General features: G+C 63.4%; 25 protein-coding genes. 16 read left to right on the forward strand and 9 right to left on the reverse strand.

Annotated elements, in window-relative coordinates:
• Positions 1 to 39: 39 nt before the first annotated feature.
• The 3 genes from ACR9YP_RS02855 (at position 40) to ACR9YP_RS02865 (ending at position 3630) form a co-directional block, all read left to right on the forward strand.
• Complete coding sequence (locus ACR9YP_RS02855; RefSeq protein ID WP_474218978.1) at positions 40 to 846, forward strand: creatininase family protein; 807 nt, start codon at positions 40 to 42, stop codon at positions 844 to 846.
• A gap of 140 nt (positions 847 to 986) precedes the next feature.
• Complete coding sequence (locus tag ACR9YP_RS02860) at positions 987 to 1250, forward strand: hypothetical protein (protein WP_438104155.1); 264 nt, start codon at positions 987 to 989, stop codon at positions 1248 to 1250.
• A gap of 340 nt (positions 1251 to 1590) precedes the next feature.
• Positions 1591 to 3630 (forward strand): carbohydrate porin, encoded by a 2040-nt coding sequence (locus ACR9YP_RS02865; protein WP_438104153.1) that lies wholly within the window; start codon positions 1591 to 1593, stop codon positions 3628 to 3630.
• 169 nt (positions 3631 to 3799) lie between these two features.
• On the opposite strand, the gene ACR9YP_RS02870 is transcribed toward ACR9YP_RS02865, so the two are convergent.
• Positions 3800 to 5875, reverse strand: coding sequence for a methyl-accepting chemotaxis protein (locus ACR9YP_RS02870; protein ID WP_474218980.1), 2076 nt, complete (start codon positions 5873 to 5875; stop codon positions 3800 to 3802).
• A 239-nt stretch (positions 5876 to 6114) separates the two neighbouring features.
• On the opposite strand from ACR9YP_RS02870, the gene ACR9YP_RS02875 reads away from it, so the two are divergent.
• The 6 genes from ACR9YP_RS02875 (at position 6115) to ACR9YP_RS02900 (ending at position 10063) form a co-directional block, all read left to right on the forward strand.
• Positions 6115 to 7410, forward strand: coding sequence for a hemolysin family protein (locus tag ACR9YP_RS02875; RefSeq protein WP_474218981.1), 1296 nt, complete (start codon positions 6115 to 6117; stop codon positions 7408 to 7410).
• Between the two features lie 285 nt (positions 7411 to 7695).
• A complete protein-coding gene (locus tag ACR9YP_RS02880) occupies positions 7696 to 8238 on the forward strand; it encodes a hypothetical protein (protein ID WP_438104152.1) in 543 nt (180 codons plus the stop codon).
• Positions 8239 to 8263: 25 nt separating this feature from the next.
• The gene (locus ACR9YP_RS02885) at positions 8264 to 8743 is read left to right on the forward strand and encodes a hypothetical protein (protein ID WP_438104150.1); all 480 of its coding nucleotides are present in this window, start codon (positions 8264 to 8266) and stop codon (positions 8741 to 8743) included.
• Positions 8740 to 8994 carry a hypothetical protein gene (locus ACR9YP_RS02890; RefSeq protein ID WP_438104148.1) on the forward strand — a complete coding sequence of 85 codons (255 nt, stop codon included), beginning with the start codon at positions 8740 to 8742 and terminating at the stop codon, positions 8992 to 8994. The genes ACR9YP_RS02885 and ACR9YP_RS02890 overlap by 4 nt, the downstream gene beginning before the upstream one ends.
• Before the next feature lie 97 nt (positions 8995 to 9091).
• Positions 9092 to 9484 carry a hypothetical protein gene (locus ACR9YP_RS02895; protein ID WP_438104147.1) on the forward strand — a complete coding sequence of 131 codons (393 nt, stop codon included), beginning with the start codon at positions 9092 to 9094 and terminating at the stop codon, positions 9482 to 9484.
• A 126-nt stretch (positions 9485 to 9610) separates the two neighbouring features.
• Positions 9611 to 10063, forward strand: a complete 453-nt coding sequence (locus tag ACR9YP_RS02900) for a hypothetical protein (RefSeq protein ID WP_474218983.1) — start codon at positions 9611 to 9613, stop codon at positions 10061 to 10063.
• 238 nt (positions 10064 to 10301) lie between these two features.
• Here ACR9YP_RS02900 and ACR9YP_RS02905 read toward each other — a convergent pair whose 3' ends face one another.
• The 3 genes from ACR9YP_RS02905 to ACR9YP_RS02915 form a co-directional block, all read right to left on the reverse strand.
• Complete coding sequence (locus tag ACR9YP_RS02905; RefSeq protein WP_438104144.1) at positions 10302 to 10541, reverse strand: PilZ domain-containing protein; 240 nt, start codon at positions 10539 to 10541, stop codon at positions 10302 to 10304.
• A gap of 94 nt (positions 10542 to 10635) precedes the next feature.
• Entirely contained in the window at positions 10636 to 12324 is a 1689-nt protein-coding gene (locus tag ACR9YP_RS02910; protein WP_438104142.1) for an FMN-binding glutamate synthase family protein, read from the reverse strand.
• Between the two features lie 358 nt (positions 12325 to 12682).
• Positions 12683 to 13456, reverse strand: a complete 774-nt coding sequence (locus ACR9YP_RS02915) for a ferredoxin--NADP reductase (RefSeq protein ID WP_091896801.1) — start codon at positions 13454 to 13456, stop codon at positions 12683 to 12685.
• 375 nt (positions 13457 to 13831) lie between these two features.
• On the opposite strand from ACR9YP_RS02915, the gene ACR9YP_RS02920 reads away from it, so the two are divergent.
• The gene (locus tag ACR9YP_RS02920; protein ID WP_438104141.1) at positions 13832 to 14635 is read left to right on the forward strand and encodes an ATP-grasp domain-containing protein; all 804 of its coding nucleotides are present in this window, start codon (positions 13832 to 13834) and stop codon (positions 14633 to 14635) included.
• A gap of 221 nt (positions 14636 to 14856) precedes the next feature.
• On the opposite strand, the gene ACR9YP_RS02925 is transcribed toward ACR9YP_RS02920, so the two are convergent.
• Together ACR9YP_RS02925 and ACR9YP_RS02930 are read right to left on the reverse strand one after the other, a co-directional pair.
• Complete coding sequence (locus ACR9YP_RS02925) at positions 14857 to 15789, reverse strand: amino acid ABC transporter substrate-binding protein (protein ID WP_438104139.1); 933 nt, start codon at positions 15787 to 15789, stop codon at positions 14857 to 14859.
• Between the two features lie 9 nt (positions 15790 to 15798).
• Entirely contained in the window at positions 15799 to 17097 is a 1299-nt protein-coding gene (locus ACR9YP_RS02930) for a dicarboxylate/amino acid:cation symporter (protein WP_438104137.1), read from the reverse strand.
• 211 nt (positions 17098 to 17308) lie between these two features.
• On the opposite strand from ACR9YP_RS02930, the gene ACR9YP_RS02935 reads away from it, so the two are divergent.
• Entirely contained in the window at positions 17309 to 18310 is a 1002-nt protein-coding gene (locus tag ACR9YP_RS02935; RefSeq protein WP_438104136.1) for an NADP-dependent oxidoreductase, read from the forward strand.
• A gap of 69 nt (positions 18311 to 18379) precedes the next feature.
• Here ACR9YP_RS02935 and ACR9YP_RS02940 read toward each other — a convergent pair.
• Positions 18380 to 19128, reverse strand: a protein-coding gene (locus tag ACR9YP_RS02940; RefSeq protein ID WP_474217651.1) for an IS5 family transposase whose coding sequence is annotated in 2 segments (ribosomal slippage) — positions 18380 to 18798 and positions 18798 to 19128 — 750 coding nt in all. Because the reading frame shifts where the segments join, the coding sequence is not laid out codon by codon here.
• A 251-nt stretch (positions 19129 to 19379) separates the two neighbouring features.
• Here ACR9YP_RS02940 and ACR9YP_RS02945 point away from each other — a divergent pair.
• The 4 genes from ACR9YP_RS02945 to ACR9YP_RS02960 all read left to right on the forward strand — a co-directional run bounded on the left by ACR9YP_RS02945 (position 19380) and on the right by ACR9YP_RS02960 (position 23506).
• Positions 19380 to 20216, forward strand: a complete 837-nt coding sequence (locus ACR9YP_RS02945; protein ID WP_438104134.1) for a cysteine rich repeat-containing protein — start codon at positions 19380 to 19382, stop codon at positions 20214 to 20216.
• 131 nt (positions 20217 to 20347) lie between these two features.
• The gene (locus tag ACR9YP_RS02950) at positions 20348 to 20563 is read left to right on the forward strand and encodes a hypothetical protein (RefSeq protein WP_018316432.1); all 216 of its coding nucleotides are present in this window, start codon (positions 20348 to 20350) and stop codon (positions 20561 to 20563) included.
• Positions 20564 to 20756: 193 nt separating this feature from the next.
• Entirely contained in the window at positions 20757 to 21896 is a 1140-nt protein-coding gene (locus ACR9YP_RS02955) for an FAD-dependent monooxygenase (RefSeq protein ID WP_438104132.1), read from the forward strand.
• Entirely contained in the window at positions 21893 to 23506 is a 1614-nt protein-coding gene (locus ACR9YP_RS02960; protein ID WP_438104131.1) for a benzoate-CoA ligase family protein, read from the forward strand. Before ACR9YP_RS02955 ends, ACR9YP_RS02960 begins: the two co-directional genes overlap by 4 nt.
• Before the next feature lie 173 nt (positions 23507 to 23679).
• Here the strand turns inward: ACR9YP_RS02960 and ACR9YP_RS02965 are convergent, their stop codons facing one another.
• Entirely contained in the window at positions 23680 to 24192 is a 513-nt protein-coding gene (locus ACR9YP_RS02965) for a MarR family winged helix-turn-helix transcriptional regulator (RefSeq protein WP_438104129.1), read from the reverse strand.
• Positions 24182 to 24814 carry a maleylacetoacetate isomerase gene (maiA, locus tag ACR9YP_RS02970; RefSeq protein WP_438104128.1) on the reverse strand — a complete coding sequence of 211 codons (633 nt, stop codon included), beginning with the start codon at positions 24812 to 24814 and terminating at the stop codon, positions 24182 to 24184. The genes ACR9YP_RS02965 and maiA overlap by 11 nt, the downstream gene beginning before the upstream one ends.
• Positions 24815 to 24918: 104 nt before the next feature.
• Between maiA and gtdA the strand changes: the two genes are divergently transcribed.
• Entirely contained in the window at positions 24919 to 25959 is a 1041-nt protein-coding gene (gene gtdA, locus ACR9YP_RS02975) for a gentisate 1,2-dioxygenase (protein ID WP_438104126.1), read from the forward strand.
• Positions 25960 to 26039 lie beyond the last annotated feature (80 nt).

A 26039-nucleotide genomic window follows, 5' to 3' on the forward strand; every position in this document is an offset into this window, starting at 1 on the left:
GGCAAAGAAACCTCCAAAGAAACCTGCAAGGAAAGCTCAATGATGCCGTCGCGCGACTGGACCGAGAACCGCTGGGCCGATGCGGCCCCGGCCGAGGTCTCGCGCTGGATTGCGGTGCTGCCGCTGGCGGCGACAGAGCAGCATGGCCCGCATCTGCCGCTCGAAACCGACGTGCTGATCGCGAACGCGTATCTGGCGCGCGTGCGCGAGCTGTTGCCCGAAACCGTTCCGGCCAGTTTTCTGCCCGTTGAACCAGTTGGCATCTCCACCGAGCACATCGACTATCCGGGCACGCAGACGCTGCCGATTGACGTCGCGCTGAAGCGATGGACAGGGATCGGCGAAGACGTCGCTCGTCGCGGCGTGAAGAAGCTCGTCATCATCACCAGCCACGGCGGCAACAGCGCGGCCATGATGCTGGTGGCGCAGGATCTTCGCGCGCATCACAAGCTGTTCGTGGTGACGACGTCGTGGTCGCGGCTATCAGGCGCCGACAAACTGTTCCCAGCCGATGAAGTGCGCCACGGCATTCACGGCGGCGCGGTCGAGACCTCGATCATGCTGGCGCGCTATCCCGATCAGGTGCGCATGAATGCGATCGCGGATTTTCCCGCGAGCAGCATCGCGATCGAGCAGCAGTATCGCTGGCTGTCGACGCAGCGTCCCGCGCCGTTCGCCTGGCAGGCGCAGGATCTCAACGCCAGCGGCGCCGTCGGCAACGCGACCTTGGCTGGGGCGGAAAAGGGCGAGCAGCTTCTCGATCAGGGCGCGACAGCCTTTTGCGAACTGCTGAGCGAGGTCGATAACTTCGACGTGAACAGGCTCGCCAAGGGGCCCCTCGGCTAGCTCCCATCTCCCTGGAATTGTTCAGGAAAGCACAGGGTTCGGCGACCGCCTTTCCCGGCTTCGAACCGGACACGAGGAGCCTCCGTCCAACTGGGCACGCGGGCCACAACGGACCGCCTCAACCCCGGATGGAGTTTCACATGTCGATCAAGACCAAGATTGCCGCCACAGCTCTGGCTGCCCTCGCCGTGACCGGCAGCATCGTGTCCACCACTTCCCCGGCCGAAGCCAAGCAGCCCGGCTGGGTCTGGGGCGTGGGCGCCGGCATCGCCACCGCCGCCGTCGTCGGCTCCGCGATCGCCGCCAGCAATGATCCCTACTACTACGGCTATCACCGCTGCGGCTGGGTCGCCCAGTACAACGCCTTCGGCCAGTACGTCGGCCGCGTTCGTACCTGCTACTGATCTGAGTATCTGAGGCCGATCTCCCACGTGGATCCTGCGTCCGACACGGGCGCCTCATCCACCCCGTGTCGTGCCCCCGACCCCGCCCGGCGTCCCCCCGGGCGGGGTCATCTGTTTTGGACTCCGACTTTGTTGCAGTCCCGTCACACACGGGTGCGAACCATCCTCTGCGGCGACGCGCGCCAGTTGCTATTGCGAATTAATCGCAATAAGGTCCGTAGCAAGACGAGGGGCTTGGGACGAAATCGCGCCGGATCGAGATCATCTCGGTCGACCGCGTGAGCACCTAAGACCTGATGACAGGGTCGCCGCGAATCGGCAGGGATGTCGCGGCGGGTGGATGCATTCGCGTTTGGGGGCGTGCGTTTTGACGTTGAGAAGTCACCGTTACAGGTACTTGCGGACGGCTGCGGCGATTGCCACCGGCGTGTTGGCTTTGCCCGCCAAAGGTACCGCGGCCGATCTGCCGCTGAAGGCGCCGGCGCTGAGCGCGGTCTATGATTGGACGGGCCTCTATATCGGCGCGCATGCCGGCTATAGCCGGGGTTCGTCGCACTTTGCGCTGAACGACGGCACCGCAATCGGCGACAGCGGCGTCTTCAGCGGCATGATCGGCGGCGTGCAGGCCGGCTACAATTACCGGCTCAATTCCGGCTGGCTGGTCGGCGTCGAAGGCGATTTCTCGTTTCCCAACTACATCACCTCGAACTCGATCGTCTCCTTCCTGGCCACCCCCGCCAACACCGTCACCCAGCAATGGGACTACACCACGAGCCTGCGCGGTCGCGTCGGCTACACCAGCGGCCCGTGGCTGCTCTACGCCACCGGCGGCTTTGCGTGGATGGGCGAGCGCTATTTCGACACGCCGGCTTCCGGCGCCGAAGTCCCGAAAATCCTGAACACGCGGCCCGGCTGGATTGCGGGCGCGGGCATCGAATACGGCTTCGCGCCGCATTGGAGCGCGCGGCTCGAATATCTCTACAGCCGCTTCGACGGCGCCAATGTCGCCTTCTCCACGGGAGCCCAATACACTTCCTCGTCGCTCGACTTCCAACAGGTCAGGCTCGGCCTCAACCGCAAGGTCAATTGGCCAGGCATGCCGAGCTATGACCCCAAGAACTTGCCGAAGAGCTCCCTGATCGACACGGAATCCGATCGCTGGGAGATTCACGGCCAGAGCACCTATCTGCCGCAGGGCTATCCGTCGTTCCCCGCGCTCTACACTGGGCCGAACTCGCTCTCACCCTCGGCGCAGGCCAAAGCGACGTGGAGCAACAGCCTGTTCCTGAACGCACGGCTCTGGGACGGCGGCGAGGTCTATTACAATCCCGAACTCCTCCAGGGATTTGGACTGAACGACACGGTCGGTGCCGCCGGATTCCCGAACGGCGAAGCGCAGAAGTCGAACTTCCCCTATCCGCATTACAACACCTCGCGCCTGTTCGTGCGCCAGACATTTGGCTTCGGCGGCGAGCAGGAGGAGCTTGCGAGCAGCCAGTTGCAGCTCGGCCAGAAGGTCGACGTTTCCAGGCTCACCTTGCAGGCCGGCAAGTTCGCGGTCGTCGACGTGTTCGACGGCAATGCTTACGCCAAGGACACCCGCAAGGACTTCATGAACTGGTCGCTATGGGCGCCGGGCGCCTTCGACTATTCCGCCGACAAGGTCGGCCTCACCTATGGCGTCACTGCCGAGCTCAACCAGAAGCACTGGGCGCTGCGCGGCGGCTATTTCCTGATGGTCGCCGAGCCCAATTCAAATCATTTCGACACAAAAGTCGGGGAGCGCGGCCAATACGTGCTCGAGCTCGAGACGCGCTTCTCGCTGTTCGGCCAGCCCGGCAAGCTCAGGACCATGGGCTGGCTCGACAGCGCCAACATGGGCAGCCTCCGCGAGACGCTGGATAATCCCGCGCTCAATCTCGACATCGCGCAGACCCGGCGCGGCCGCCTGAAGTATGGCTATGTGCTCAACCTCGAGCAGGCGATCACGGACGATGTCGGGCTGTTCGGCCGCTGGAGCTGGAACGATGGCAAGAGCGAGACGATCGCCTTTACCGACATCAACCGCAGCCTGTCCGCCGGACTGTCGATCAAGGGCACGAAATGGGGCCGGCCGGACGACGTGATCGGCATCGGCGGCGCCATCAATGCCATCTCGCAAGACTATCGGGACTTCCTGGCGGCGGGCGGTCTCGGTATTCTCATCGGCGACGGCGCGCTCAATTACCGCAAGGAGCGCATCCTCGAAACGTATTACGCCTATGCGCTGAACAAGAATCTCACTCTCACTGCCGACTATCAGCTCATCGTCAACCCCGCCTACAACGCCGACCGCGGACCGGTGTCGGTGTTTTCAGGACGGCTGCACGGGGAGTTCTAAAGCGCGATGAAATGAGGCTTGATCGCTGCAATGACGGAGGTGCGCCCCCTCTCCCGCTTGCGGGAGAGCGTCGGGGAGAGGGTGCTTCCGCAGTGGGACAATCCCCGAGAGGAGAAAGCCCTCACCCGGCGCTTCGCGCCGACCTCTCCCGCAAGCGGGAGAGGTGAACCTACGCGGCGCGGATCGCGTCCAGGAATTTTCCGACCTCGAGCTTGAGACGGCTGCTCTCGCCGGACAGCGATCTCGCGGACGCGAGCACGTTGGCGGAGGCCGATCCGGTTTGGCTCGCACCGCGCTGCACGTCGACAATGCTGGCGGAGACCTGTTGAGTGCCGCGCGCCGCCTGCTGCACGTTGCGGGAAATCTCCCGCGTCGCCGCGCCCTGCTCCTCGACCGCCGCGGCGATTGCGGAAGCAATCTCGGACATGCGGCCGATGGTGCCGCCGATCGCCTTGATGGCGCCGACCGAATCCTCCGTCGCGGTCTGAATGCCCGTAATCTGCTGGCTGATCTCGCCGGTGGCCTTGGCGGTCTGCTCGGCCAGTGCCTTGACCTCGGAGGCGACCACGGCGAAGCCGCGGCCGGCCTCGCCGGCCCGCGCCGCCTCGATGGTGGCGTTGAGGGCCAGAAGATTGGTCTGGCCTGCGATCTGGCTGATGAGCTCGACCACGTCCCCGATCCGCCCCGCCGCCTTGGCGAGCTCGCCGACATAATCGTTGGTGCGCCCTGCCTGCTGCACCGCCTCGCCGGCGATGCGCGCGGAATCCTGGACCTGCCGGCTGATCTCGTCGACCGACGAGGCCATTTCCTCCGCCGCCGCGGCAACGGTCTGCACGTTGGTCGAGGCCTGCTCGGAGGCGGCAGCGACGGTCGCGGTGACCTTTTCCGATTGATCGGCCGTATTCGTCAGCGTTCCCGCCGAGACTTCCAGCTCCGACGATGCCGACGACACGGTGTTGATCACGTCGCCGATCATGGCCTCGAACTCGCGCGCGATCTGATCCATGCGCTGGCCGCGCTGAAGCTTCGCCTCGGCTTCGACCGCGGCGGCCTCGTCGGCGGCTTTCTTGGCGACGAGTGAATCCTTGAAGTGCCGGAGCGAGCCCGCGACCTGACCGATCTCGTCGTTGCGGCCGCTCGCGGGAATCTCGACCTCGTGCTGCCCGGCGGCGAGCGTTCCGATCACATCGGCGAGCCGGCCGAGCGGCGTCACCACGCGGCTGCGCAGCATCACGGTCACACCACCGAGCGTGCCGAGCAATGCCAGCACCGCGACGGCCGCAAGCGCCAGCATCGCCAGCGCACCATCACGAGAGGACGAGGCGCGCTCGGCCGCTTCGGCCAGCGCCGCGTCGCGCACGCCGTAGAACATCTGGATGGCTGGCACGATGACCTTTGCCAGCTCATCGCTGTCGATTCCATATTTGCCATCGCTGCGCGCAGCAGCCATCTCCTTGTCCACCGCAGCCGCTGCTTTTCCGAAATAAGATTCCGTTGCCGCCTTCAGCGCGGTGGCGATCCGCGGCGGATTCCCGAGCTGGTCGATGCCGGCCTCGATGCGCTCGCGGTCGGCTTCCACACGCCCCTGCATGCGATCCATCAGCGAGAATTCGGCCGCCGTGAGCGGGCGACGCGCGGACAGCGCGGGGGACAGCGTGGCCGCGCGGCTGCCGGCGGCAACGCGCAGATCCTGCGCCGTCCGCGCCAGGCTCAACAGCGCCGCAAGCGAGGAATCGGCATTGATGACCTTCGCCTCGAGCCGGTTCATGATCGGCTCGATACTGCCGAGGACCTCGGCGACTCCGGGCAGGAAGCCCTTGATCGCAGAGCTATCGCGCGCCGCCAGAGGAAGGCCCATCGCGCGATCGGCCGCGGTGTAGATCTCCTTCAACCGCCGCGTGGCACGGTCGAGGTTCTCGACCATCGCAGCACCGTCATCGAGCACAATGATGGCTCGCCTTGCGCCCTCGAATGCGGCATCGGCGGCTTTCCCCGCCTTCGCGGCATTATCGATCTGGGCCTGTGTGGCTGCGGCATCCTGGAAGATCGGTCCAATGTAGGGGGCGCGAAGGCCGGCGACCTGCTGGCTGACCATCAGGGTCGCCGCAAAAGCGTCGACGGTCTTGATCGCGTCGGAGCGGTTCGTGAAGATGCGCGCCTGGGGTATGAGCACCTCGGCGCCGAGGATGACTGCAAAAACCGTCACCGTCAGCATCGACAGCGCGAAAAGCTTCCCGATCCGCATCCTGGTCCCCGAATACATTCTGCAAATGTCGGAAAACCTAGCCGGCGGCCACTAAGAGCCCGTTAAGTAACGCCCCGTAGTTCCGCGGAGTGCCATCTCGTCGCGGACCTGTCGGAACGCCGTCGATCACGGTTCCCCGTGGTGCCGGATGCGACAGAATGGTCGGCATTTCCTCCCGGAATACCTATATCAATACTCGTGCCCTCATCCGGCGACACTGGCTTACTCTCGGAACGTCAATGCTCTCGATCGAACTCGTCATCGTCGTCGTCCTGATCGTCATCAACGGCCTCTTGTCCATGTCCGAGCTGGCCGTGGTGTCGTCCCGTCCGGCGCGGCTGTCGCTGCTCGCGGCCAAGGGCGTCCGTGGCGCCGAGCGGGCGCTGACCCTGGCGGCCGATCCCGGCAAATTTCTTTCGACGGTGCAGATCGGCATCACGCTGGTCGGCGTGCTCTCCGGCGCATTCTCGGGCGCGACGCTCGGGCAGCGGCTGACGCAATGGCTGGTCGAGCTCGGCATGTCATCAGGCATTGCCGACATCGTCGGCGTCGGCCTCGTCGTCACGCTCATCACCTACGCCACCCTGATCGTCGGCGAGCTGGTGCCGAAGCAGGTGGCGCTGCGCGATCCCGAGAGCATCGCGGTCAGGGTCGCGCCCGCGATGCACCTGCTGGCGCGGATCTCGCTGCCGCTCGTGTTCCTGCTCGATGTCTCCGGCAAGCTGATCCTCACGCTGCTCGGCCGCGGCGGCAGCGCCGAGGAAAAGGTCTCGGAGGACGAGATCCATCATCTTGTCCGCGAGGCCGAGAGCGCAGGCGTGCTCGAGCCCGGCGAGAAGGAGATGATCGCCGGCGTGATGCGGCTCGGCGACCGCCCAGTCGGCGCCGTCATGACGCCGCGCACCGAGGTCGACGAGATCGACCTGAACGATGATCCGGAGACCATTCACGAGATCATCGCAAAGAGCCCGCATTCGCGCTTCCCCGTCTCGGACGGCGATCGCGACAAGCCGATCGGCGTGCTCCAGGCCAAGGACCTGCTGATCGCTTATATGAACCAGCGCGCGCCGGATCTGCGCGCACTCGTGCGCGAGGCGCCGGGCATTCCGGCCTCGGCGGATGCCCGCGACGTGCTGACCATCCTGAAAGCTGCGCCGGTCCATGTCGGCTTCGTCTACGACGAATACGGCGCCTTCGAAGGCATGGTGACGGCCGCAGACATCCTCGAGTCGATCGTCGGCGCCTTTCATTCCGAGGAGGGGCCGCCCGAGCCGGCCTTTGTCAGGCGCGACGACGACTCGCTCCTGATCTCCGGCTGGATGCCGGTCGACGAGTTCGGCGAGCTGCTCGGCATCGAGCTGCCGCCGCACCGCTACAACACGGTCGCTGGCCTCGTGCTGCAACAGTTCAGCATGCTGCCCAATGTCGGCGACGCCTTCGACTTCGCCGGCTGGCACATCGAGGTGGTCGATCTCGATGGACGACGGATCGACAAGATTTTGGCGAGCCGGCGCGGCGAGCAGGCGGCGGCGTGAGGCGCGCGCTCGCTAATATCTTCAGTCGTGTCCCCGCACGGGCGAAGTTTGTGGCACCGCTTCCCTCTCCCCTTGTGGGAGAAGGGATGTTGATATTTTCTGTGTAAAATCAACGCATTGACGGACTGCTGTCTGCCGTTCTGTCTCGCCCGGCCGGGACGCCGGAAAAGGCTGTGGATGCATCGATAAGCCGCCGTCATTGTCGCACTGCGGGTGAGCTAGATCAACGCACGGACGGGCGTGCCGGGGCGGCGAGACGCTGCACGAATCGCCTATGCTGTCCTCATGGCTGAAGAACAACCGTACCTTGCCGACAAGCAGGTCCACGCGATTGAGCCGGGCGCGTTTCTGCTCGACCTCTATCGGCTCATTTGCATGGTCTCGTCATCTCGCGACGTGGCGAGGCAAGGCCTTACCTCGCCCGCCATCGCGATGATGCAGGGAGGCTACTTCAAATCCGAGGTCACGCGCATCTTGATCTCCTGTGCGGCTGGCGTGCGAATCCACTTCGATCAATCGGGGGGACCAGCAGACGAGCCGGGGTCGGATTGCGGAAAGCTGTTTCCAAACTGGGCGACGGACAAGAGCAAGTTCGAGGTGCTCACCTTGCGCGAGGCGTGCAACAAGATCATTCACGCAACTGACATCCGGTTCGATGTCGTAGTCCCCGATGCAGCCAACAACCCAGATGAGGAGGGTGCTTACTACCAACCACGCCTCTACCTGTATGGAAGCAAGGGGCGCAACGATTGGCGCGCCGAACTGTCGTTGCTCGACTTCGCACGCTGGAGCGCGGTGGCGTTCAAATGGTTTGCCTTCTTGGGATGACACATGGGAGCTACAGGTCCGCAGGATGAGTGACAGCAAGGAATTCGGAACGTCGATAGACAAGCCCCTAAAAACCACGCGGCGATCACTCAGCGGAAAGCAAGTCCATTCGATCGTTGCCCGGCGACTTCGTAGCCTCGACAGGCTTAGTTTTCTGGAGAGCTTCGCCATCTTCATGGGCAAAGCCCAGCTTGTTGAGCTAGGACTGAAGAACCTCCTAATGAGCAAGCACGGCTATGACGAAGAGAGGATCAAACGCTGGACGCTCGGGCGCGTGGTAAAAGAACTGGGCGAGCGCGGGTTGCGACAAGACTTCATCCACTTGATGGAAGAGTTGAAGGGGTGTCGCAACTACATTGCGCACGAAATGCTGGCCAACGACGCGCTTATGCGAAGATTGGCAGGAACTGGCGCACATCGCATTGCGTGGAAATCGCTGCGCCGTGGCCTCTATCTGGTAGAAGAGGCGATTGTGGTACACGATTTTCTTTTTGGTGGTGAATGACCAGTCCCACGGCCAAGGTCCTGCTTATCCCGCTCATTGTCGCGCTGCTGACCGGCGCAGCGTCGGCGCAACAGCGCACCTTCTACGACTCGTCCGGCAAGGTCGTCGGCCGCGCCGCTACCGACAGCCAAGGCACGAAGACCCTCTATGACGCGAGCGGGAAGGTCGTCGGCCGCGAGAGCACCAGCGGCAACACGACGACGATCTACGATCCCGCCGGTAGAGTCATCGGACGCGCGACGAACCCCTGAGTCGCGGGCGAAGGCGTCAGAGTCAGTGAAACGTGTCACTGGGTCGGAGGAGCAGACGCATGGTGCCGACCGCCTGCTCAACGCATGGAGCAAGCCAATGAAAAAATATCTGATCGCTGCGGCAGTTCCGTTATTGCTGGCCACTACCGCAGACGCCGCACCCAAGATGCCGTCGATGTTCCACGGCCGATGGTGCGGCGAGAACCATATGCTGAAGCATTGCGGGAAGAACGATGACGGCATCCGCATCACGGCTGACGGTTTCGAGTACGAGGCAGGCGAGTTTGGCTGCCGCCTTATCGGTCTGACACCGCAAAAACCCACGCGGCGCGACGTCGAGTATCGCGCGACGTTCGTGTGCGGTGGCGAGAAGATCAAGAGCCATCGGCTCTACTACCGGATCGGGTTCTACGACGACGACCGGAACGACGGCCTGTTCATGTGGGAGACGGATTCGACGTTCATGAAGGAAACAAAGCACGACTTCTAGGAGAAGCACCTGATGGACATCACCAACACGCGGCAAGGTCGTCGGCCGCGAGTCGACCAGTGGCAATCAGACGACGATCTATGACTCGTCCGGGAGGAACATCGGACGGTTCACGATGCGGCGCTGATGCTCGCCCGCCAGTCAGGACCTCCTAATCAGGACTTCGGTCAGAAAGAAGGTGAACGCATGAAACGTCTTCTTACTGCGGTAGCGCTTGTGCTGCTGATCCCGGCTGTCCCAGCCAAGGCGGACACAACACCGCCGCCGTATCTTCTGCACGTCGGCGACGTGTTTCAGGATCAGACGTTGCACGCCAAGTTTGGCTTCGGCTGCTACAGCGCCGAAGTCATGAAGCAGGGTGTCCTTGCCTCGAACTATCTGGACTTCCTCGACCAGCACGACCCGATGAACAGCAAGACCGGGTGCATGGAATTCAGATCGTCGCGCAACACCTACGACATGATGTGGACCGTGATCCGTGTTCAGGACTGGGAGCACGGTCAACTAGTCTGCCTGCAGCCGTCCATCAACTTCAGCAGTGATAAAAACTTCTGCTGGTGGACGACACCTCGCCGATAATCCCTTCGCCTCTATTCGGACGTGCTGGACTCAGTGTTACGTAACACTGGGTCAGACTAGAGGTGACAACTGGGCCCGTCGGGAGATCCGCCTAGTTCGGGAGGTGGCGCGAAGCGCCGGATGAGGGGGTTCTTTCCGCACAGTTAATCGTAAGAGGAGTGCTCGCGGAGACAACCCCTCACCCGTCTCGCCGCTACGCGGCGAGCCACCCTCTCCCACAGGGGGAGAGGGTACATCCTCACCCGAACCTCACCCCGATCCGCTTTTCCTTGCGCCACGCCACGGTGCAGGACAGATGCTTTCCGTCGGCGTGGACGAACAGGGTGAAACGGTCGGGGATGCCGACCGGGCTGGTGACGTCGAGGGCTGCGCCGGTCTCGGACAGGTTGCGGACGGTGCAGTCGATCGCGCCACCGCCGAACTCGATGGTTCCGGCTTTCAGAACACGATGTCTCGCCTTGTCGCGCCGTTCGTCCATGGGGCTACACCCAAAGTTGAACCAAGCGTTTAACGCAGCCTCTCCGGCAATGAATTATGCGCCGGAGCCGGCGGTCTTGCAACCGAGGCGACGCTCACAGCGCGGGCTGGAACGTCTCGGAGCGCGCCATCCGCCAGCCGTCGCGGAACCGCGGATCTTCCGTGCCATCGAGCAGCTCGCCGGGCCGCAGCGCCGGATAGAGCTGTGCGAAGGATTGCACCTGGGTCGTCGATGTCCGCTGGCTGAAATGGATCGGGCGCAGTTGCTGCGGATGTTCGAGGCCGGCGGCGGCGATCAGCTCGGTCAGCGAGTGCAGCGTCGCATGGTGGTAATTCTGCACGCGGTCGATCTTGAGCGGCACGTAGAGCGCGCGCGCACGCGTCGGGTCCTGCGTCGCGACGCCGGTCGGGCAGCGGTCGGTGTGGCAGCTCAGCGACTGGATGCAGCCGAGCGAGAACATGAAGCCGCGCGCCGAATTGCACCAGTCGGCGCCGATCGCCATGGCGCGCGCCATGTCGAAGGCGGTGGCGATCTTGCCGGACGCGCCGATCTTGATGCGGTCGCGCGCATTGATGCCGACCAGCGCGTTGTGGACGAAATTGACGCCCTCGCGCATCGGCATGCCCAGATGATCCATGAACTCCAGCGGCGCCGCGCCGGTGCCGCCCTCATTGCCGTCGACGACGATGAAGTCGGGATAGATGCCGGTCTCCATCATCGCCTTGCAGATCGCCAGGAATTCCCAGGGATGGCCGATGCACAGCTTGAAGCCCGCCGGCTTGCCGCCGGACAGGCGGCGCATCTCGGCGATGAACTGCATCATGCCAATGGGCGTGGAGAAGGCGCGGTGCGAGGCCGGCGAGATGCAATCCTCTCCCATCGCGACGCCGCGGATCTTGGAAATCTCTTCCGAGACTTTTGCGGCCGGCAGCACGCCGCCATGACCCGGCTTGGCGCCCTGACTGATCTTGAGCTCGACCATCTTGATCTGGTCCTCGCCGGCCACGCGCGCGAACGCCTCGGGGTCGAAGGTGCCATCGCGATGACGGCAGCCGAAATAGCCGGAGCCGATCTCCCAGATGATGTCGCCGCCCATCTCGCGGTGATAGGGGCTGACGCCGCCCTCGCCGGTGTCATGCGCGAAGCCGCCTTTCTTCGCGCCGGCATTGAGCGCACGCACCGCGTTCGGGCTGAGCGCGCCGAAGCTCATCGCCGAGATGTTGAACACCGAGGCCGAATAGGGTTTTGCGCAATCCGGCCCGCCGATGGCGACACGGAATTTTTCCCTGGCATGCGCCTTGGGCGATACCGAGTGATGCATCCACTCGTAGCCCTCGCGATAGACGTCCTCCTGGGTTCCGAACGGCCGCTTGTCGAGCTCCATCTTGGCGCGCTGATAGACCACCGCGCGGGTGTCGCGCGAGAACGGCATGCCGTCCTTCTCGCTCTCGAAGAAGTATTGCCGCATCTCGGGGCGGATTTCTTCCAGCAGGAAGCGGATATGCGCCGAAATCGGATAGTTGCGCAGCACCGCGTGGCTCTTCTGCAGGAGATCGCGGACGCCGAGCAGGGTCAGCGCGGCGAAGATCAGGATCGGGACCAGCAGGATGTCGAAGATCTTGCGGTCGGCGATACCGACGCCGATCAGGAGCGCGGTGACGACCGCGCAGATCGTCAGCACGATGAAGCGCGGCGAGAATGGAAGCAGCAGGGTTTCCATGACCCCCTCTTCCGCCAGTGGCAGGCGTTTCGGAGCTTCTTGCGTCTTGTTGTTATCGGCCACGATCACGTCCTCTCGCCAGCATGAGCGCTACGATACGCCTGTGCCTGTCATACGGATATGACGCGGCCCTTGTTTCAGGCTAGCGAATTCGGCTGAGACAAATCAATCAGCCCGATGGGCGGGCTTTTGCAGTGCAGCAGGAAGATGGGAGAGAAAGGGACGGTCAGCCGGGCAAGACGCTTCACCCACCGCCGTCGTCCTGGCGAAAGCCAGGACCCATAACCCCTAAGCGGGGTTGTTGCGAAGACTGACAACGACCAGCCTTCGCCAAACTTCACTCGGTGGGTATGGGTCTTGGCTCCCGTGCGCAATTGCGCACAAGGCCAGGACGACAACCGAGAGCGCACAAAGAGCGGGCTTACCGCTCGACGAACGCCTTCTCGATCACGAAATGGCCGGGCTTGTTGCCGGAGCCCTCGACGAAGTCGCGGCCCTCGAACATCAGCTTCAGCTCTTCGAGCATCGCCGGGCTGCCGCACATCATGACGCGGTCGGTTGCGATGTCGAGCGGGCCCTGGCCGATGTCGTTGAAGATCTGCTCGGAGTTGATGAGGTCGGTGATGCGGCCGCGGTTGCGGAACGGCTCGCGGGTCACGGTCGGATAGTAGACCAGCTTGTCCGCGAGCAACTCGCCGAACACCTCGTCCTCACGCAAATTCGCGACGAGCTTCTCGCCATAGGCGAGCTCGGAGACCTGGCGGCAGCCATGGACCAGCACGATCGACTCGAACTGATCGTAGACCTCGGGGTCCTTGATCAGGCTCGCGAACGGCGCAAGGCCGGTTCCGGTCGAGAGCAGCATCAGCCGCTTGCCGGGAAGGAGATTGTCGGTGATCAGCGTGCCGGTCGCCTTGCGGCCGACCAGGATGGTGTCGCCTTCCTTGATCTTCTGCAGGCGCGAGGTCAGCGGACCGTCCTGAACCTTGATCGAGAAAAACTCGAGCTGTTCCTCGTGATTGGCGCTCGCCATGCTGTAGGCGCGCAGCAGCGGGCGGCCGTCGACCTCGAGGCCGATCATGGCGAACTGGCCGTTCTGGAAGCGGAAGCCGGTGTCGCGTGTGGCGCGGAAGCTGAACAGCGTGTCGGTCCAGTGGTGGACGGAAAGAACCTTCTCTCGGTAAAACGCGCTCATGATTTTCGATATTCCGAATATTTGCGGTTTTCGGGCAAAAGCATTGCCCGGCCCCTGACAGCGGGGCGGGCACCATCTGCCATGGCGGAGGATTTCGCGTGTGTGATCTACGCCATTGAGACCAATAATCAACCTCGTTTCGGAAGCAATTGATGCCGATCAAACCGGCATTTGGGCTGAATTGGGCGCATCATTAATGAATTTTCTGCCCAGCGCGCGCGGCGGGCAATTTCTTTTCCCTTGGGGGCTCGACGGCAGCACTTAATTTCCATCGCGCTAACGAGAATTTCATTAAGAATAGCTCTGATTTTCACCCCGGTTGGGCGCCGTTTTCCGCATTTTTGCGGCTTTTGGCGACAGGAACGACTGAATCACATGGCAAACGGCGAGCGGATCTTTGTCCAGGCGATCAGGCGCTATTGCGCACAGCACGGCATCACGGTCGATGTCCGCGCCAGTGGCTGGCTGATCGCGATGCGCCGGGGCGACGAGCGCCGCTTCGCTTTCGGCTACGACATCGGCCTCAACAGCGCCATCGCGCATCGTCTCGCCAACGACAAATCGGCCACGGCCGAAGTGCTGGCGCTTGCGGGCGTGCCCTGCATTCCCCATCACCTCTTCCTCAACCCGAAGCTGGGCAAGAATGTTGTTGGCCCCACTTGGCGAGAGGCAATGCTCGAGCTGCTTCGCGACCATCCGCAAGGCGTGGTGGTGAAGCCCAACGAGGGGACATCGGGGCGCTTGGTGTTCAAGGTGACGACGGAGGCGGAACTCGACCACGCGGTTGGTGAAGTTTTCTCGATGAGCGCCGGACTCGTGATCTCGCCCTATGTCGCGATCGAGGAGGAGGTCCGTGTGGTGCTGCTCGATGATGTACCTCTCATCGTCTACAGCAAGCAGCGCGGCACAGATTGGCGACACAATCTCGATGCCGGCGCAAAGCCGGTGTTGCTGGAGGACGGCGAGGCTCGCGAGGCTTGCGTGAGACTCGCCACCCACGCAGCAAACGCCATCGGCATCGCCTTTGCGTCAATTGACGTGGTCCGCGTTGATGGCACCTGGCGCGTGCTCGAGATCAACTCCGGCGTGATGATGGAAACGCTGGGCAAGCTGCATCCGGAGCTGGTGCAGGCGACCTATGACGCGGCGCTGGACCGGGTGTTTGGGGACGACAGGTGATTTGAACTCTCGCCGCGAGCTCGCTGCCCCTCTCCCCTTGTGGGAGAGGGTGGCTCACCGCGTAGCGGTGAGACGGGTGAGGGGTTTCTCTCCGCGCGCGCCCTTTCACGATTGAATTCGCGGATGCATACCCCTCATCCGGCGCTTCGCGCCACCTTCTCCCACAAGGGGAGAAGGAAGAGCAGTGAGTCCGCGGCGCCCAGCCCTGCAACAAATTCAACCTAATTATTCGCGCTCGGCGAATCGTCCATGGCCTTGAAGGCTTCCTCCAGCTGCAGCGAGATCGGCACGTTCAGCCGTTCGCCGGTGGGGAGCCTTGCGGTGAACCATTTGTTGTAGAGCGGGACGAGGTCGCGGTTGGAGCCGAGCTTGCGGAAGGCGCGTTCGACCACGGCGGCGAGTTGCGGTTCGCCCTTCCTGAACATGATGCCGTAGGGGTCGTAGGACAGATAGTCCCCGACCACGCGAAAATATTCCTGCGCCTTGTGACGCGCGATCAGGCCGTAGAGCAGGATGTCGTCGGTCGCGAACGCATCCGCCTTGCCGTCGGCCACCATCCGGAACGACTGCTCGTGATCCGGCGCGGTCACGATGTTAAGGCCGAGCGAGAGCTTTTTGTCGACGGCGTGCATCGCCTGCTCGTTGGTCGTGCCCTTGGTCACGACGACGGTCTTGCCCTTCAAATCCGCGACACCGGAAACGGCCGCTCCCTTCGGCACCATCAGCTTGGTGCCGGCGACGAACATCAGCGGCGAGAACGCGACGCGCTTGCCACGCTCGGCATTGGCCGTGGTCGAGCCGCATTCGAGATCAATCTTGTTCTGAAGCACGGCCTCGATGCGATCGTCCGAGGTGACCTTGACGTAGTCGATTCTGAGATTGGGATCGTCGACCTCGACGCCGATCTCCTCGACGATGGCCTCGCAGAGCTCGAGGCTGTAGCCGATCGGGCGCCCCGCCTGGTCGAGGAAGGAGAACGGCGGCGAGCTCTCGCGGTAGCCGAGCCGCACGGTGTGCGCCGTCTTGATGGCCGACAGCGTCGGGCTGAGCCCCTCGCTGCCGCCGGTCTGTGCGACCGCCGAGGTCGCGAGCAACGATGCTGCTGCGACCCACAGGACGCCGACGATCACTAACCTCGCCAGTGTCTGGCCCATGGTTCGCTCCTATCCATGGCCGGCCATCGCAGGCACTTCGCCCGGAACCATGTCCTCAGGCACGAGGTCGCCCGGTTCAAGCGCATGCTCGGGCCCGAGCTCGCCTTCCCATTTCGCAACCACCGAGGTCGCAAGCGTGTTGCCGATCACGTTGGTGGCGCTGCGGCCCATGTCGAGGAAGGTGTCGATTCCCATGATCATCAAGAGGCCGGCCTCGGGGATGTTGAACTGCGCCAGCGTCGAGGCGATCACGACGAGGGAGGCGCGAGGCACGCCAGCGACTCCCTTGGAGGTGATCATCAGCGTCGCCAGCATCGCGAGCTGGGTGCCGAGCGGCATGTCGATGTGGTAGCTCTGCGCGATGAAGATGCTCGCGAAGGTGCAGTACATCATCGTGCCGTCGAGGTTGAAGGAATAGCCGAGCGGCAGCACGAAGCTCGAGATCCGCGACGAGGCGCCGAAGCGGTTGAGGCCCTCCAGCGTCTTCGGATAGGCCGCCTCCGAGCTCGCCGTCGAGAACGCGATCATCAGCGGCTCGCGGATCAGCTTGAGCAGATGACTGTAGCGCGGCCCGATCACGATGAAGCCGACGATGACCAGAAGGCCCCAGAGGATCGCCAGCGAGAGATAGAAGCCGCCCATGAAGACGACGAGCTTCCACAGCACGGCAAGCCCGTTCTTGGCGACCGTCGCGGTGATCGCGGCCCACACTGCGAGCGGCGCGAACAGCATCACATAGCTTGTCACCTTCAGCATGATGTGGCCGACGTCGTCGATCAGCGCCAGAATCGATTTGGAACGTTCAGGCATCGCGCCCATCGCCACCGAGAAGAACACGGCGAAGATCACGATCTGGAGGATCTCGTTCTGCGCCATCGCGTCCGCAATCGAGGTCGGGATTAGATGGGTCAAGAATTTCTCGATCGAGAAGGCCGAGACCGGCAGGCCGGTCGATTGGCCTGCCGCGGGCAGCGTGCCGGGGAAGTTGGCGCCGGGCTGGAGCAGATTGACCATCACGAGGCCGAGCAGCAGCGATACGAAGGAGGCACTGACGAACCAGCCCATGGTCTTGGCGAAGATGCGGCCGAGCTTGGAGCCCGAGCCCATATGGGCGATGCCGCCGACCAGGGTCGCGAACACCAAAGGCGCGATGATCATCTTGATCAGGCGCAGGAACATCATGGCGATCAGGTTGATGGAGGATGCCCAATCGGCGCGCGTATCGGGCAGGAAGTTGTAGATCGCCGAGCCCATGACGATGCCCAGCACCATCGCGGCCAGAATGTATTGCGTGAACCTGTTGGACATCGCTTACCCCCACGTACACCGGCGCTTCATGATGTCGCAGATATCACAGCGACGCAACACGCTTTGCGTGTGTTCGCGTTGGCCGGATGTTCCCATTGTGAAATGGATCGCGGCGATCTAGCTTTCACGCAGCGCACAACAGATGCGGCTTGCACGTTTTCTTGGCTGCGGCTGCATCAATAATTGCCAAACAATCGAAGAGGGGAACGCCATGAGCGGCAACATCAATCGTCAGATTCTCCTGGTGGAAAAGCCCAGCGGCAAACTTGGCCCCGAGCATTTCAAGATGGTGGAGAGCGCACTGCCGGAGCCGAAGGACGGCGAGGCCTTGCTGCGCGTGCGCTACATCTCGCTCGACGCCGCCAACCGTGCCTGGATGCACGGCGCGACTTATCGCTCCGCCGTCGAAGCCAACAGTGTGATGGCCGGTGGCGCCATCGCCGAGGTCGTCAGCTCGAAGGCGCCGGAGCTTGCGGCGGGCGACATCGTATTCGGCGACACCGGCTGGCAGGAATATGCCGCGGTGCCTGCGAAGCACCTCACCAAGATGCCGAAGCTCGAACCAATGACGCATCTGCTCAGCGTGTTTGGCATCGCCGGCCTCACCGCCTATTTCGGCCTGCTGGAGATCGGCAAGCCCAAAGAGGGCGAGACGGTCGTTGTCTCCGCGGCCGCGGGCTCGGTCGGCTCGATCGTCGGACAGATCGCCAAGATCAGGGGATGCCGCGTGATCGGCATCGCCGGCGGCGCGGACAAGTGCAACTGGCTGACCGCCGAGCTCGGCTTCGATGCCGCCGTGGACTACAAGGACGGCGCGGTGTTCAAGGCGCTACGTGCAGCCGCGCCAAAAGGCATCGACGTCTATTTCGACAATGTCGGCGGCGACATTCTGGAAGCCTGCCTGCCGCAGATGAACAATTACGGCCGCATCGCCTGCTGCGGCGCGATCTCGCAATATGACGGCGCTCCTGCCGCCCATGGCCCGCGCGGCGTGCCCGGGCTGATCGTGGTGAAGCGGCTCGTCATGCAGGGCTTCATCGTGATGGACTACATGAAGGACAGCCAGCGCGCGCTCGCAGACCTCCAGGCCTGGGTCAAATCCGGCAAGCTGAAGGTGCAGGAGGACATCATCGATGGCCTCGAGAACACACCGAAGGCGCTGATCGGATTGCTCGCGGGTGAAAACCGCGGCAAGCGGATGGTCAGGCTCTGACGCCGTATCGTTTGAGCATGATTTTCGAAAAGCCGCTGCAGACTTTGCACTAAGGCCTGTTTACAGTCGCTAGTTTGCGAGGAAAGCCGCGACGAGATTGAGGAGGCCGGCAAAGCAGGCGTCTGTCTTTTCGTAGCGAGTTGCGATGCGGCGGAATGCCTTGAGCTGGCAGAAGAAGTTCTCGACCAGGTGGCGCCATTTGTACATTTCGGCGTCGTGCGGGATGCGCCCGGCGCGGTCGGCCTTGGACGGGATGACCGCTGCGGCGCCGCGTTGGTTCAGATTGGCGCGCAGCCAGTTATTATCGAAGGCCTTGTCGCCGATCAGCGCTTCAAAATCGAGGCCAGTGATCAAAGGCTCGACGCCAATGCTGTCGTGACGCTGGCCGGGCAGCAGGGTGAAGCGAATGAGATTGCCGAGTGCGTCGACCAGAGCCATGATTTTGGTAGTCAGGCCACCACGCGAGCGGCCTATGGCCTGATTTTGAGTCCCCCTTTTGCCCCGGTGCCATGTTGGTGGACCCGGACGAGTGTGCCGTCGATCAGGACATATTCGAAATCGGGATCGTCACAGAGAGCTTTGAAGACCCGCTCCCAGACCCCCTTCTGCGCCCAGCGCCAGAAGCGCGTATACACTGTGAACCACTTGCCGAACGCTTCCGGCAGATCTCGCCACGGCGAGCCCGTGCGCGCAATCCAAAGAACTGCTTCGATAAAGAGCCGGTTGTTACGCCCGGTGCCGCCGGGATCACCGGCTTTGCCAGACAATTCCGGCGCAATCCGCTCCCACTGCGCATCGCTCAACATCAATCGAATCAAGGCTGATCTCCAATTTTCAGCCTTGAATCAATTTTCTACTGATTTGGGAATCCTGTCTGTAAACAGGCCTTAGCGCGGCCCGTCGGATCCGGATCATGCTCTCGTTGCGGCGCAATTGCGCCGGCATAATTGACTTGCGGCAGAGGTCAAAGCGGCGAATGATGCCGCTCGCGAGGCATTACTCGCGACGATTGCGATCGCATCACATTTTCAGAATCGTCGGCGTCACCGACGGGGCAGGAAATACTCAGATGTTCAACACGTTGAAACATGCATCAACGCGCCAGGCGTTGCTGGCCGCAGCGTTCTTCGCAACTGCAACAAGCGCATTCGCGCAAACGCCGACCGAGGCGCAGAAGAGCGCCATCCGCTCGGCATGCCGCTCGGACTTCATGGCGCATTGCGCGAGCGTGACGCCCGGCGGGGTGGAAGCGTATCAATGCCTGGCGAAGAACATGTCGAGCCTGTCATCGGGATGCCAGACCGCGGTTCGCGCGGTCGAGCCTGCTGCGGCTCCGAAGACCGAGGCCGCGCCCGCCGCGCCGAAGTCCGAGGCTCCACCCAAGGCAGCAGCGGCGCCTGCCACGCCGAAGGCTGACTCCGCTCCCGCTGCAAAGCCGGCCGCCGCGCCGGCGCCGAAGGCTGCTGCCGCCACGCAGCCGAGCAGCGCACAGGTTGCGGCGGTCAAGAGCGCGTGCCGCGCCGACTATCCCAAGGTCTGCGCCAGCGTGCCGCCGGGCGGCGCCGCCGCGCTCGAATGCCTGGAGAAGAACAAGGCCAAGGTCTCGCCGGCCTGCGAGAAGGCCGTGAGCGCCGCAGCCGGCGGTGGCGCGGCAGCAACGGCAGCGCCCGCGGGTGCAGCTCCCGCGGCAGCAGCGCCGGCGGCCGCACCAGCGGCGATCGTTTTACGCCCGCTGCGGCCGCGCGAAGAGCTGTTCATCGTCAGGTCGGCCTGCGGCGCCGATATCCGCACGCTCTGCGCCGGCGTCGCGCCCGGCGGCGGCCGCATCGTTCAATGCATCTCCAGCAATGCCGCCTCGCTATCGCCGGCGTGCAAGGACGTGCTCGCCCCGTTCGCAGCGCGATGAGGCGGCGCTGGATCGCGCGCCAAGGCACGGGGCAATGGTTGGCGGCGTGCGCAAGTGAATTCCCGCACGCCTGCAACGACAAACCTTTTGCAAGGATCCGATTTCGATCACGACCAGACCGGGAGGACAACATGCGTTCATTGCTGCTCGTCGCTTCTGCACTCCTCGCCTTCGCGGCGACCATGACATTCGAGGCCACCGACGCCAACGCGGTGGTCTGCGCCCGTGGCGTGTATCGCGCTGGCTGCGCCGGGCCGAACGCGGCCGTCGTGGTCCGCAAGCCGGTTCCGGCCGTCCGCTGCACCCGGGTGCTGGTGAACGGGGTCTACGTGAAGCGCTGCGTCTGACGGTGCGGATGGCCAAGTCCGCGTGGTTTGGCTATGCTTGCGCGCGAAACTGCTTCGGACACGCGCCAAAGGCGCGGTCCGAGAGTGAGCTTCGGCGCGCCACGCTTTGCCGATAATTCTGCTGGCGCCGGACGCCGGAGCACATTAGTCTACCCCTAGATAGTAAGTATACTGTCAATTATGGAGGCAGACGTTGCGGATCGCCGTGATTGGCGGGGGGCCCGGTGGGCTCTACTTCGCCTATCTCTGGAAGAAGCGTCACCCCGAGGATCAAGTCGACCTGTTCGAACAGAACCCGGCCGACGCGACCTGGGGCTTTGGCGTCGTGTTCTCGGACCAGGCCCTGGAATTCCTGCGCGCCGACGACCCCGAAACGGTCGATGCGATCGCGCCGCATATGGAGAGCTGGGAGAACATCACGCTGAACCTGCACGGCGACAGCGTCGCCATCGACGGGGTCGGCTTCTCCTCGATCGGACGGCTCGAGCTCCTCAAGTTCCTGCAGCAGCGCGCGCTCGATGCCGGCGTCACCCCGCGCTTCGACACCCAGATCCATGCGATCGACCAGCTCAACGGCCACGATTTGATCGTCGCCGCCGACGGGCTCAACTCGCTGGTGCGCCGGGCCTATGAGGGCGATTTCGGCACCTCGCTGTCCTACTCCTCCAACAAGTTCGTCTGGTACGGCACCTCGAAACGCTTCGACACGCTATCGCAGACTTTCGTGAAGACCGACCGCGGCGCCTTCAACGCCCATCACTACCGCTACTCGCCCACCATGAGCACCTTCCTGGTCGAATGCGATCACGCGACATGGCACGCCTATGGCTTCGCCTACAAGGACGTCGAGCAGTCCAAGGGCATTTGCGAGGAGGTGTTTGCCGATACGCTTGGCGGCCATTGCCTCGTCTCCAACAAATCGGTCTGGCGTAACTTTCCCTGGGTCTGGAACGAGTACTGGTCGTTCAAGAACATGGTGCTGCTCGGCGATGCCCTACACTCGGCGCATTTCTCGATCGGCTCGGGCACGCGGCTCGCGATCGAGGATGCCATCGCGCTGGTCAAGGCGCTGGAATCGGACGCGCATCTGGCGACCGCGCTGCACCGCTACCAGGCCGCGCGCAAGCCGGTGGTGCAGAAGCTCGTCAACGCCGCGCGCACCTCGGCCTTCTGGTACGAGCATTTTGCCGAGCACATGCAGCTCGATCTGATGGATTTCGCCTACAGCTACATCACCCGGTCCGGCCGCATCGACGATTCCCGGCTGCGGGCGATGTCCCCAGCCTTCATGGCGCGTTACGAGGTCGCCAAGAACGGTGGAGGTGCGGCATGAGCAACGTGATTCGCGACCAGGTGCCCGCGGACAGCGCGGGCGCACGCGAGATCGGCTTTGCCGTCCCGCAAATCTATAACGCCAGCCGCGTGCTGTTCGACAATCTCGACAAAGGACGCGGCGACAAGCTCGCGCTGATCGGTCCGGCGGGCATGCGAACCTATGCTGAGCTCTGCGCAGAGGCTTGCCGCTGGGGCAACGGCCTCGTATCGCTTGGTCTCCAGCGCGGCGACCGCGTGCTGTTGTTCCTCGACGACACGCCGGCCTATCCGGCCGCCTTCTTCGGCGCAGTGCGCGCCGGCTTCGTGCCGCTCCTGATCAACACGTTGACGCCGCCAGACCTCTTGCAATTCTATCTCGCCGATTCCGGCGCGACCGTTGCGGTGGCCGATGCCGAATTCGCGACGCGCTTCAATGCGGAAGCCTGCAAGGATACGGATCTACGCACGCTGATCGTCGTCAATGGCGAGGCGCGCGACCACGCGGCGCCTGTTGCGATGGCAGCTGCAAGCTGGCTCACGCAATTCCCGGCCGAGCTCGCGGAAGCCGACACGAATCGCGACGAGATGGCGTTCTGGATGTACTCCTCCGGCTCCACCGGCCGGCCCAAGGGTATCGTGCATCTCCAGCACGACATGGCCTATAGCGAGGCTGCCTTTGCGCAGAGCGTATTGAAGCTGACGTCTGACGACATCTGCTTCTCGGTGCCAAAAATCTTCTTCGCCTACGGTTTTGGCAATTCCGTCACCTTCCCGTTCTCGGCGGGCGCGGCAACACTGCTGCTGCCGGGCCAGCCGAAGCCCGCGGCGATCTTCTCCGTGATCACGCAGTATAAGCCGACGGTCTTCTTCGGCCTGCCGACGCTCTACACGTCGCTGACCAAGGCCGAAGGTGCCGAGAAGACCGACTTCTCGTTGTTGCGCATGTCGCTCTCTGCGGCCGAGGTGCTCTCCGCCGAGGTCTTCAACGGCTGGAAGACGCTCACGGGCCTCGAGATCGTCGAGGGCCTCGGCTCGACCGAGGTGCTGCACATCTATCTCTCCAACCGTCCAGAGCAGAAAAAACTCGGCGCCGCCGGCCTGCGCGTACCCGGCTACGAGGTCGCGCTGCGCGACAAGGACGGCCGCGACGTCGGCGACGACGAGGAAGGCATCTTGTGGGTGCGCGGCGATTCCAACACGCCGCTGTACTGGAACCGGCCGGACAAATCCGCCGAGACCATCCGCGACGGCGGCTGGATCTACACCGGCGATCGTTTCGTCCGCGATGCCGACGGCTTCCACTTCTTCCGCGGCCGGGCCGACGATCTCATCAAGATCTCCGGCCAGTGGGTCTATCCGCTCGAGGTCGAGCTGTGCCTTGCCGATCACCCGGACATCCGCGAATGTGCAGTGTTCGCGGCCGAGCTGCCGGACCGGCGCATGACGCTGAAGGCGGTGGTGGTGATGAACAACCGCGTCATTGATCAGAGCGAGACGACGCGCAAGCTCCAGGATTATGTGAAGGGCAAGCTATTGCCCTACAAATATCCGCGCGAGGTGATCTTCATCGACGAGCTGCCGAAGACGGGCACGGGGAAGATCGACCGGCAGGCGTTGCTGCGGATGTGAGGCGACGAGGATGGCGCCACACATTAGGTGTCGTCCCGGCGCAGGCCGGGACCCATACGCCGCAGCAGTAGTTGTGGCGTCAGGTGGTCCTTTCCAATCTTCGCCAAATTATGATTCGTGGTTATGGGTCCCGGCCTTCGCCGGGACGACACTGAGTGTTAGGCTGCAATCCCTCACCCACCCTTCCCCAGATGCTCCAGCGCGTCCTCGGCCCGCAGTGGCACCCGTGACGCCTCGTTGTTGAGGTCGACGAGCTGCACCAAGAGCCCCAGCAGTGCCTTGCGCTCAGTGGGCTTGAGCGGCTCAAGCATACGCGCCTGCGCCCGCTCCACGGCGGGGATGATCTCGCGCAGGATCGCGGCGCCGGATTTCGTCAAATAGAGCAGCTTGATCCGCTTGTCCTCGGGCGCCGGCTTGCGCTCGATGAAATCCTTGGCCTGAAGACGTTCGATCACGCTGCCGAGCGTGGAGCGGTCGAAGGCGATCACCGCCGACAGACGCGTCGCGTCGATGCCGGGATGGGTGTGGATCGCGATCAGCGCCGCATATTGCACCGGCGTCAGGTCAAACGCCTTGCACTCCTCCATGAAGATCGAGACCGCGATCTGCTGCATGCGCCGGAACAGATAGCCCGGCGCGGCATAGACCGCGTCCATCGTGATCGGAGGAAGAGGCTTACTCGGCATCGGGCTGCTTCTCCGGGGCGGCATCGGCAAAGGCCGCTAGCGCCTTGGCGGCGGCTTCTGCCTTCAGCAGGCGCGGATAGGCCGACACATCGACGCCAAAGCGGCGGGCGTTGGCGAGCTGCGGCACCAGACAGAGATCAGCAAGCGTCGGCGCATCGCCGAAGCAGAACGGCCCAGGCTCGTCCTTGATCAGCGTCTCGCATGCCGACAGCCCCTCGCGGTTGACCCACGCCGCCCACTCCTGGACCTTTTCCTCGGGCAGGCCGAGCTCGCGCAGCCGCGCCAGCACCTTCAGGTTCTGCACCGGATGGGTGTCGCAGGCGATCGCCAGCGCGAAGGCGCGCACCTTGGCGCGGCGCAGCGGATCCTTCGGCAGCAGCGGCGGATTGGGGTGCATTTCGTCGAGCCATTCAATGATCGCAACCGATTGGGTCAGCACTACACCCGCATCGCTCTCCAGCGCCGGCACCAGACCTTGCGGATTGATGGCGAGATAGGCAGGCGCGCACTGCTCGCCCTTGCGCAGATGATGCGGCAAATGCTCGGCACCGAGGCCCTTGAGGTTCAGCGCGATCCGCACCCGATAGGCGGCGCTGGAGCGGAAATAGCCATGCAGCTTCATCGGAACCCTCCCGTTTTCCCGTTGCTTGTACGTCGTTCGTCACGTTGACGCTAGCCAGATCGTCAGTATACTGTCAATCAACAAGACGATCGGGAGCAGCAACCATGGAAGCCGTGACCAAGACGCCGGAACGCGAGGCGTTCTACAAGAAGATCGACGGCGAAAATCTCACCGCGCTGTGGACGGTGATGAGCGATTTGATCACGCCGGAGCCGAAGAGCGCCTGCCGGCCGCATCTCTGGAAGTTCGACGTCATCCGCGACTACATGACGGAAGCCGGCAAGCTGATCACCGCCAAGGAAGCCGAGCGGCGCGTGCTGGTGCTGGAGAACCCGGGCCTGCGCGGACAGTCGAAGATCACGACGTCACTCTATGCCGGCGTGCAGATGGTGGTGCCAGGCGACGTCGCGCCCGCCCATCGCCACAGCCAGTCCGCGCTGCGCTTCGTGCTCGAAGGCAAGGGCGCCCACACCGCTGTCGATGGCGAGCGCACCGCGATGGAGCCCGGCGACTTCATCATCACGCCGTCGATGACCTGGCACGATCATTCCAACGAGACCAATGAGCCGATGTTCTGGCTCGACGGCCTCGACATCCCGCTGGTGCAGTTCTTCGACTGCTCCTTTGCGGAAGGCTCCAAGGAAGACCAGCAGAAGATCACCAAGCCGGCCGGCGACAGCTTCGCGCGCTACGGTCATAATCTGCTGCCGGTGGACGTGAAGCGGAGCTCGAAGACCTCGCCGATCTTCAGCTATCCCTATGCCTACACCCGCGAGGCCCTGGAGAAAGCCCGCGTAAGCCAGGAATGGGACGCCTGCCACGGCCTGAAGCTGAAGTTCAGCAATCCCGAGACCGGCGATTTCGCGATGCCGACCATCGGCACCTTCATCCAGCTGCTGCCGAAGGGTTTCAAGACCGCACGTTATCGCGCGACCGATGCGACGGTGTTTTGCCCGATCGAGGGCAAGGGGCGCAGCCGGATCGGCGACACCGTTTTCGAATGGGGCCCGCGCGATCTGTTCGTGGTGCCGAGCTGGCACTGGGTCACGCACGAGGCGGATGAGGACGCCGTGCTGTTCAGCTTCTCGGACCGGCCGGTGCAGCAGAAGCTGGATCTGTTCCGGGAAGATCGCGGGAATGCGTGAGGCGAAGGTCTCGTAGGGTGGATTAGCCGAAGGCGTAATCCACCAACTTCGTTCGGCAAACGCAGAAGCAGAAGAGGTGG

The organism is Bradyrhizobium sp. BR14999 (assembly GCF_056106085.1).

Excerpts from the sequence above, each read along its gene's own strand:
- ACR9YP_RS02855 (WP_474218978.1), top strand. The coding sequence starts at position 40 with ATGATGCCGTCGCGCGACTGGACCGAGAACCGCTGGGCCGATGCGGCC.
- ACR9YP_RS02860 (WP_438104155.1), top strand. The coding sequence starts at position 987 with ATGTCGATCAAGACCAAGATTGCCGCCACAGCTCTGGCTGCCCTCGCC.
- ACR9YP_RS02865 (WP_438104153.1), top strand. The coding sequence starts at position 1,591 with ATGCATTCGCGTTTGGGGGCGTGCGTTTTGACGTTGAGAAGTCACCGT.
- ACR9YP_RS02870 (WP_474218980.1), bottom strand. The coding sequence starts at position 5,875 with ATGCGGATCGGGAAGCTTTTCGCGCTGTCGATGCTGACGGTGACGGTT.
- ACR9YP_RS02875 (WP_474218981.1), top strand. The coding sequence starts at position 6,115 with ATGCTCTCGATCGAACTCGTCATCGTCGTCGTCCTGATCGTCATCAAC.
- ACR9YP_RS02880 (WP_438104152.1), top strand. The coding sequence starts at position 7,696 with ATGGCTGAAGAACAACCGTACCTTGCCGACAAGCAGGTCCACGCGATT.
- ACR9YP_RS02885 (WP_438104150.1), top strand. The coding sequence starts at position 8,264 with ATGAGTGACAGCAAGGAATTCGGAACGTCGATAGACAAGCCCCTAAAA.
- ACR9YP_RS02890 (WP_438104148.1), top strand. The coding sequence starts at position 8,740 with ATGACCAGTCCCACGGCCAAGGTCCTGCTTATCCCGCTCATTGTCGCG.
- ACR9YP_RS02895 (WP_438104147.1), top strand. The coding sequence starts at position 9,092 with ATGAAAAAATATCTGATCGCTGCGGCAGTTCCGTTATTGCTGGCCACT.
- ACR9YP_RS02900 (WP_474218983.1), top strand. The coding sequence starts at position 9,611 with ATGCTCGCCCGCCAGTCAGGACCTCCTAATCAGGACTTCGGTCAGAAA.
- ACR9YP_RS02905 (WP_438104144.1), bottom strand. The coding sequence starts at position 10,541 with ATGGACGAACGGCGCGACAAGGCGAGACATCGTGTTCTGAAAGCCGGA.
- ACR9YP_RS02915 (WP_091896801.1), bottom strand. The coding sequence starts at position 13,456 with ATGAGCGCGTTTTACCGAGAGAAGGTTCTTTCCGTCCACCACTGGACC.
- ACR9YP_RS02920 (WP_438104141.1), top strand. The coding sequence starts at position 13,832 with ATGGCAAACGGCGAGCGGATCTTTGTCCAGGCGATCAGGCGCTATTGC.
- ACR9YP_RS02925 (WP_438104139.1), bottom strand. The coding sequence starts at position 15,789 with ATGGGCCAGACACTGGCGAGGTTAGTGATCGTCGGCGTCCTGTGGGTC.
- ACR9YP_RS02930 (WP_438104137.1), bottom strand. The coding sequence starts at position 17,097 with ATGTCCAACAGGTTCACGCAATACATTCTGGCCGCGATGGTGCTGGGC.
- ACR9YP_RS02935 (WP_438104136.1), top strand. The coding sequence starts at position 17,309 with ATGAGCGGCAACATCAATCGTCAGATTCTCCTGGTGGAAAAGCCCAGC.
- ACR9YP_RS02945 (WP_438104134.1), top strand. The coding sequence starts at position 19,380 with ATGTTCAACACGTTGAAACATGCATCAACGCGCCAGGCGTTGCTGGCC.
- ACR9YP_RS02950 (WP_018316432.1), top strand. The coding sequence starts at position 20,348 with ATGCGTTCATTGCTGCTCGTCGCTTCTGCACTCCTCGCCTTCGCGGCG.
- ACR9YP_RS02960 (WP_438104131.1), top strand. The coding sequence starts at position 21,893 with ATGAGCAACGTGATTCGCGACCAGGTGCCCGCGGACAGCGCGGGCGCA.
- ACR9YP_RS02965 (WP_438104129.1), bottom strand. The coding sequence starts at position 24,192 with ATGCCGAGTAAGCCTCTTCCTCCGATCACGATGGACGCGGTCTATGCC.
- maiA (WP_438104128.1), bottom strand. The coding sequence starts at position 24,814 with ATGAAGCTGCATGGCTATTTCCGCTCCAGCGCCGCCTATCGGGTGCGG.
- gtdA (WP_438104126.1), top strand. The coding sequence starts at position 24,919 with ATGGAAGCCGTGACCAAGACGCCGGAACGCGAGGCGTTCTACAAGAAG.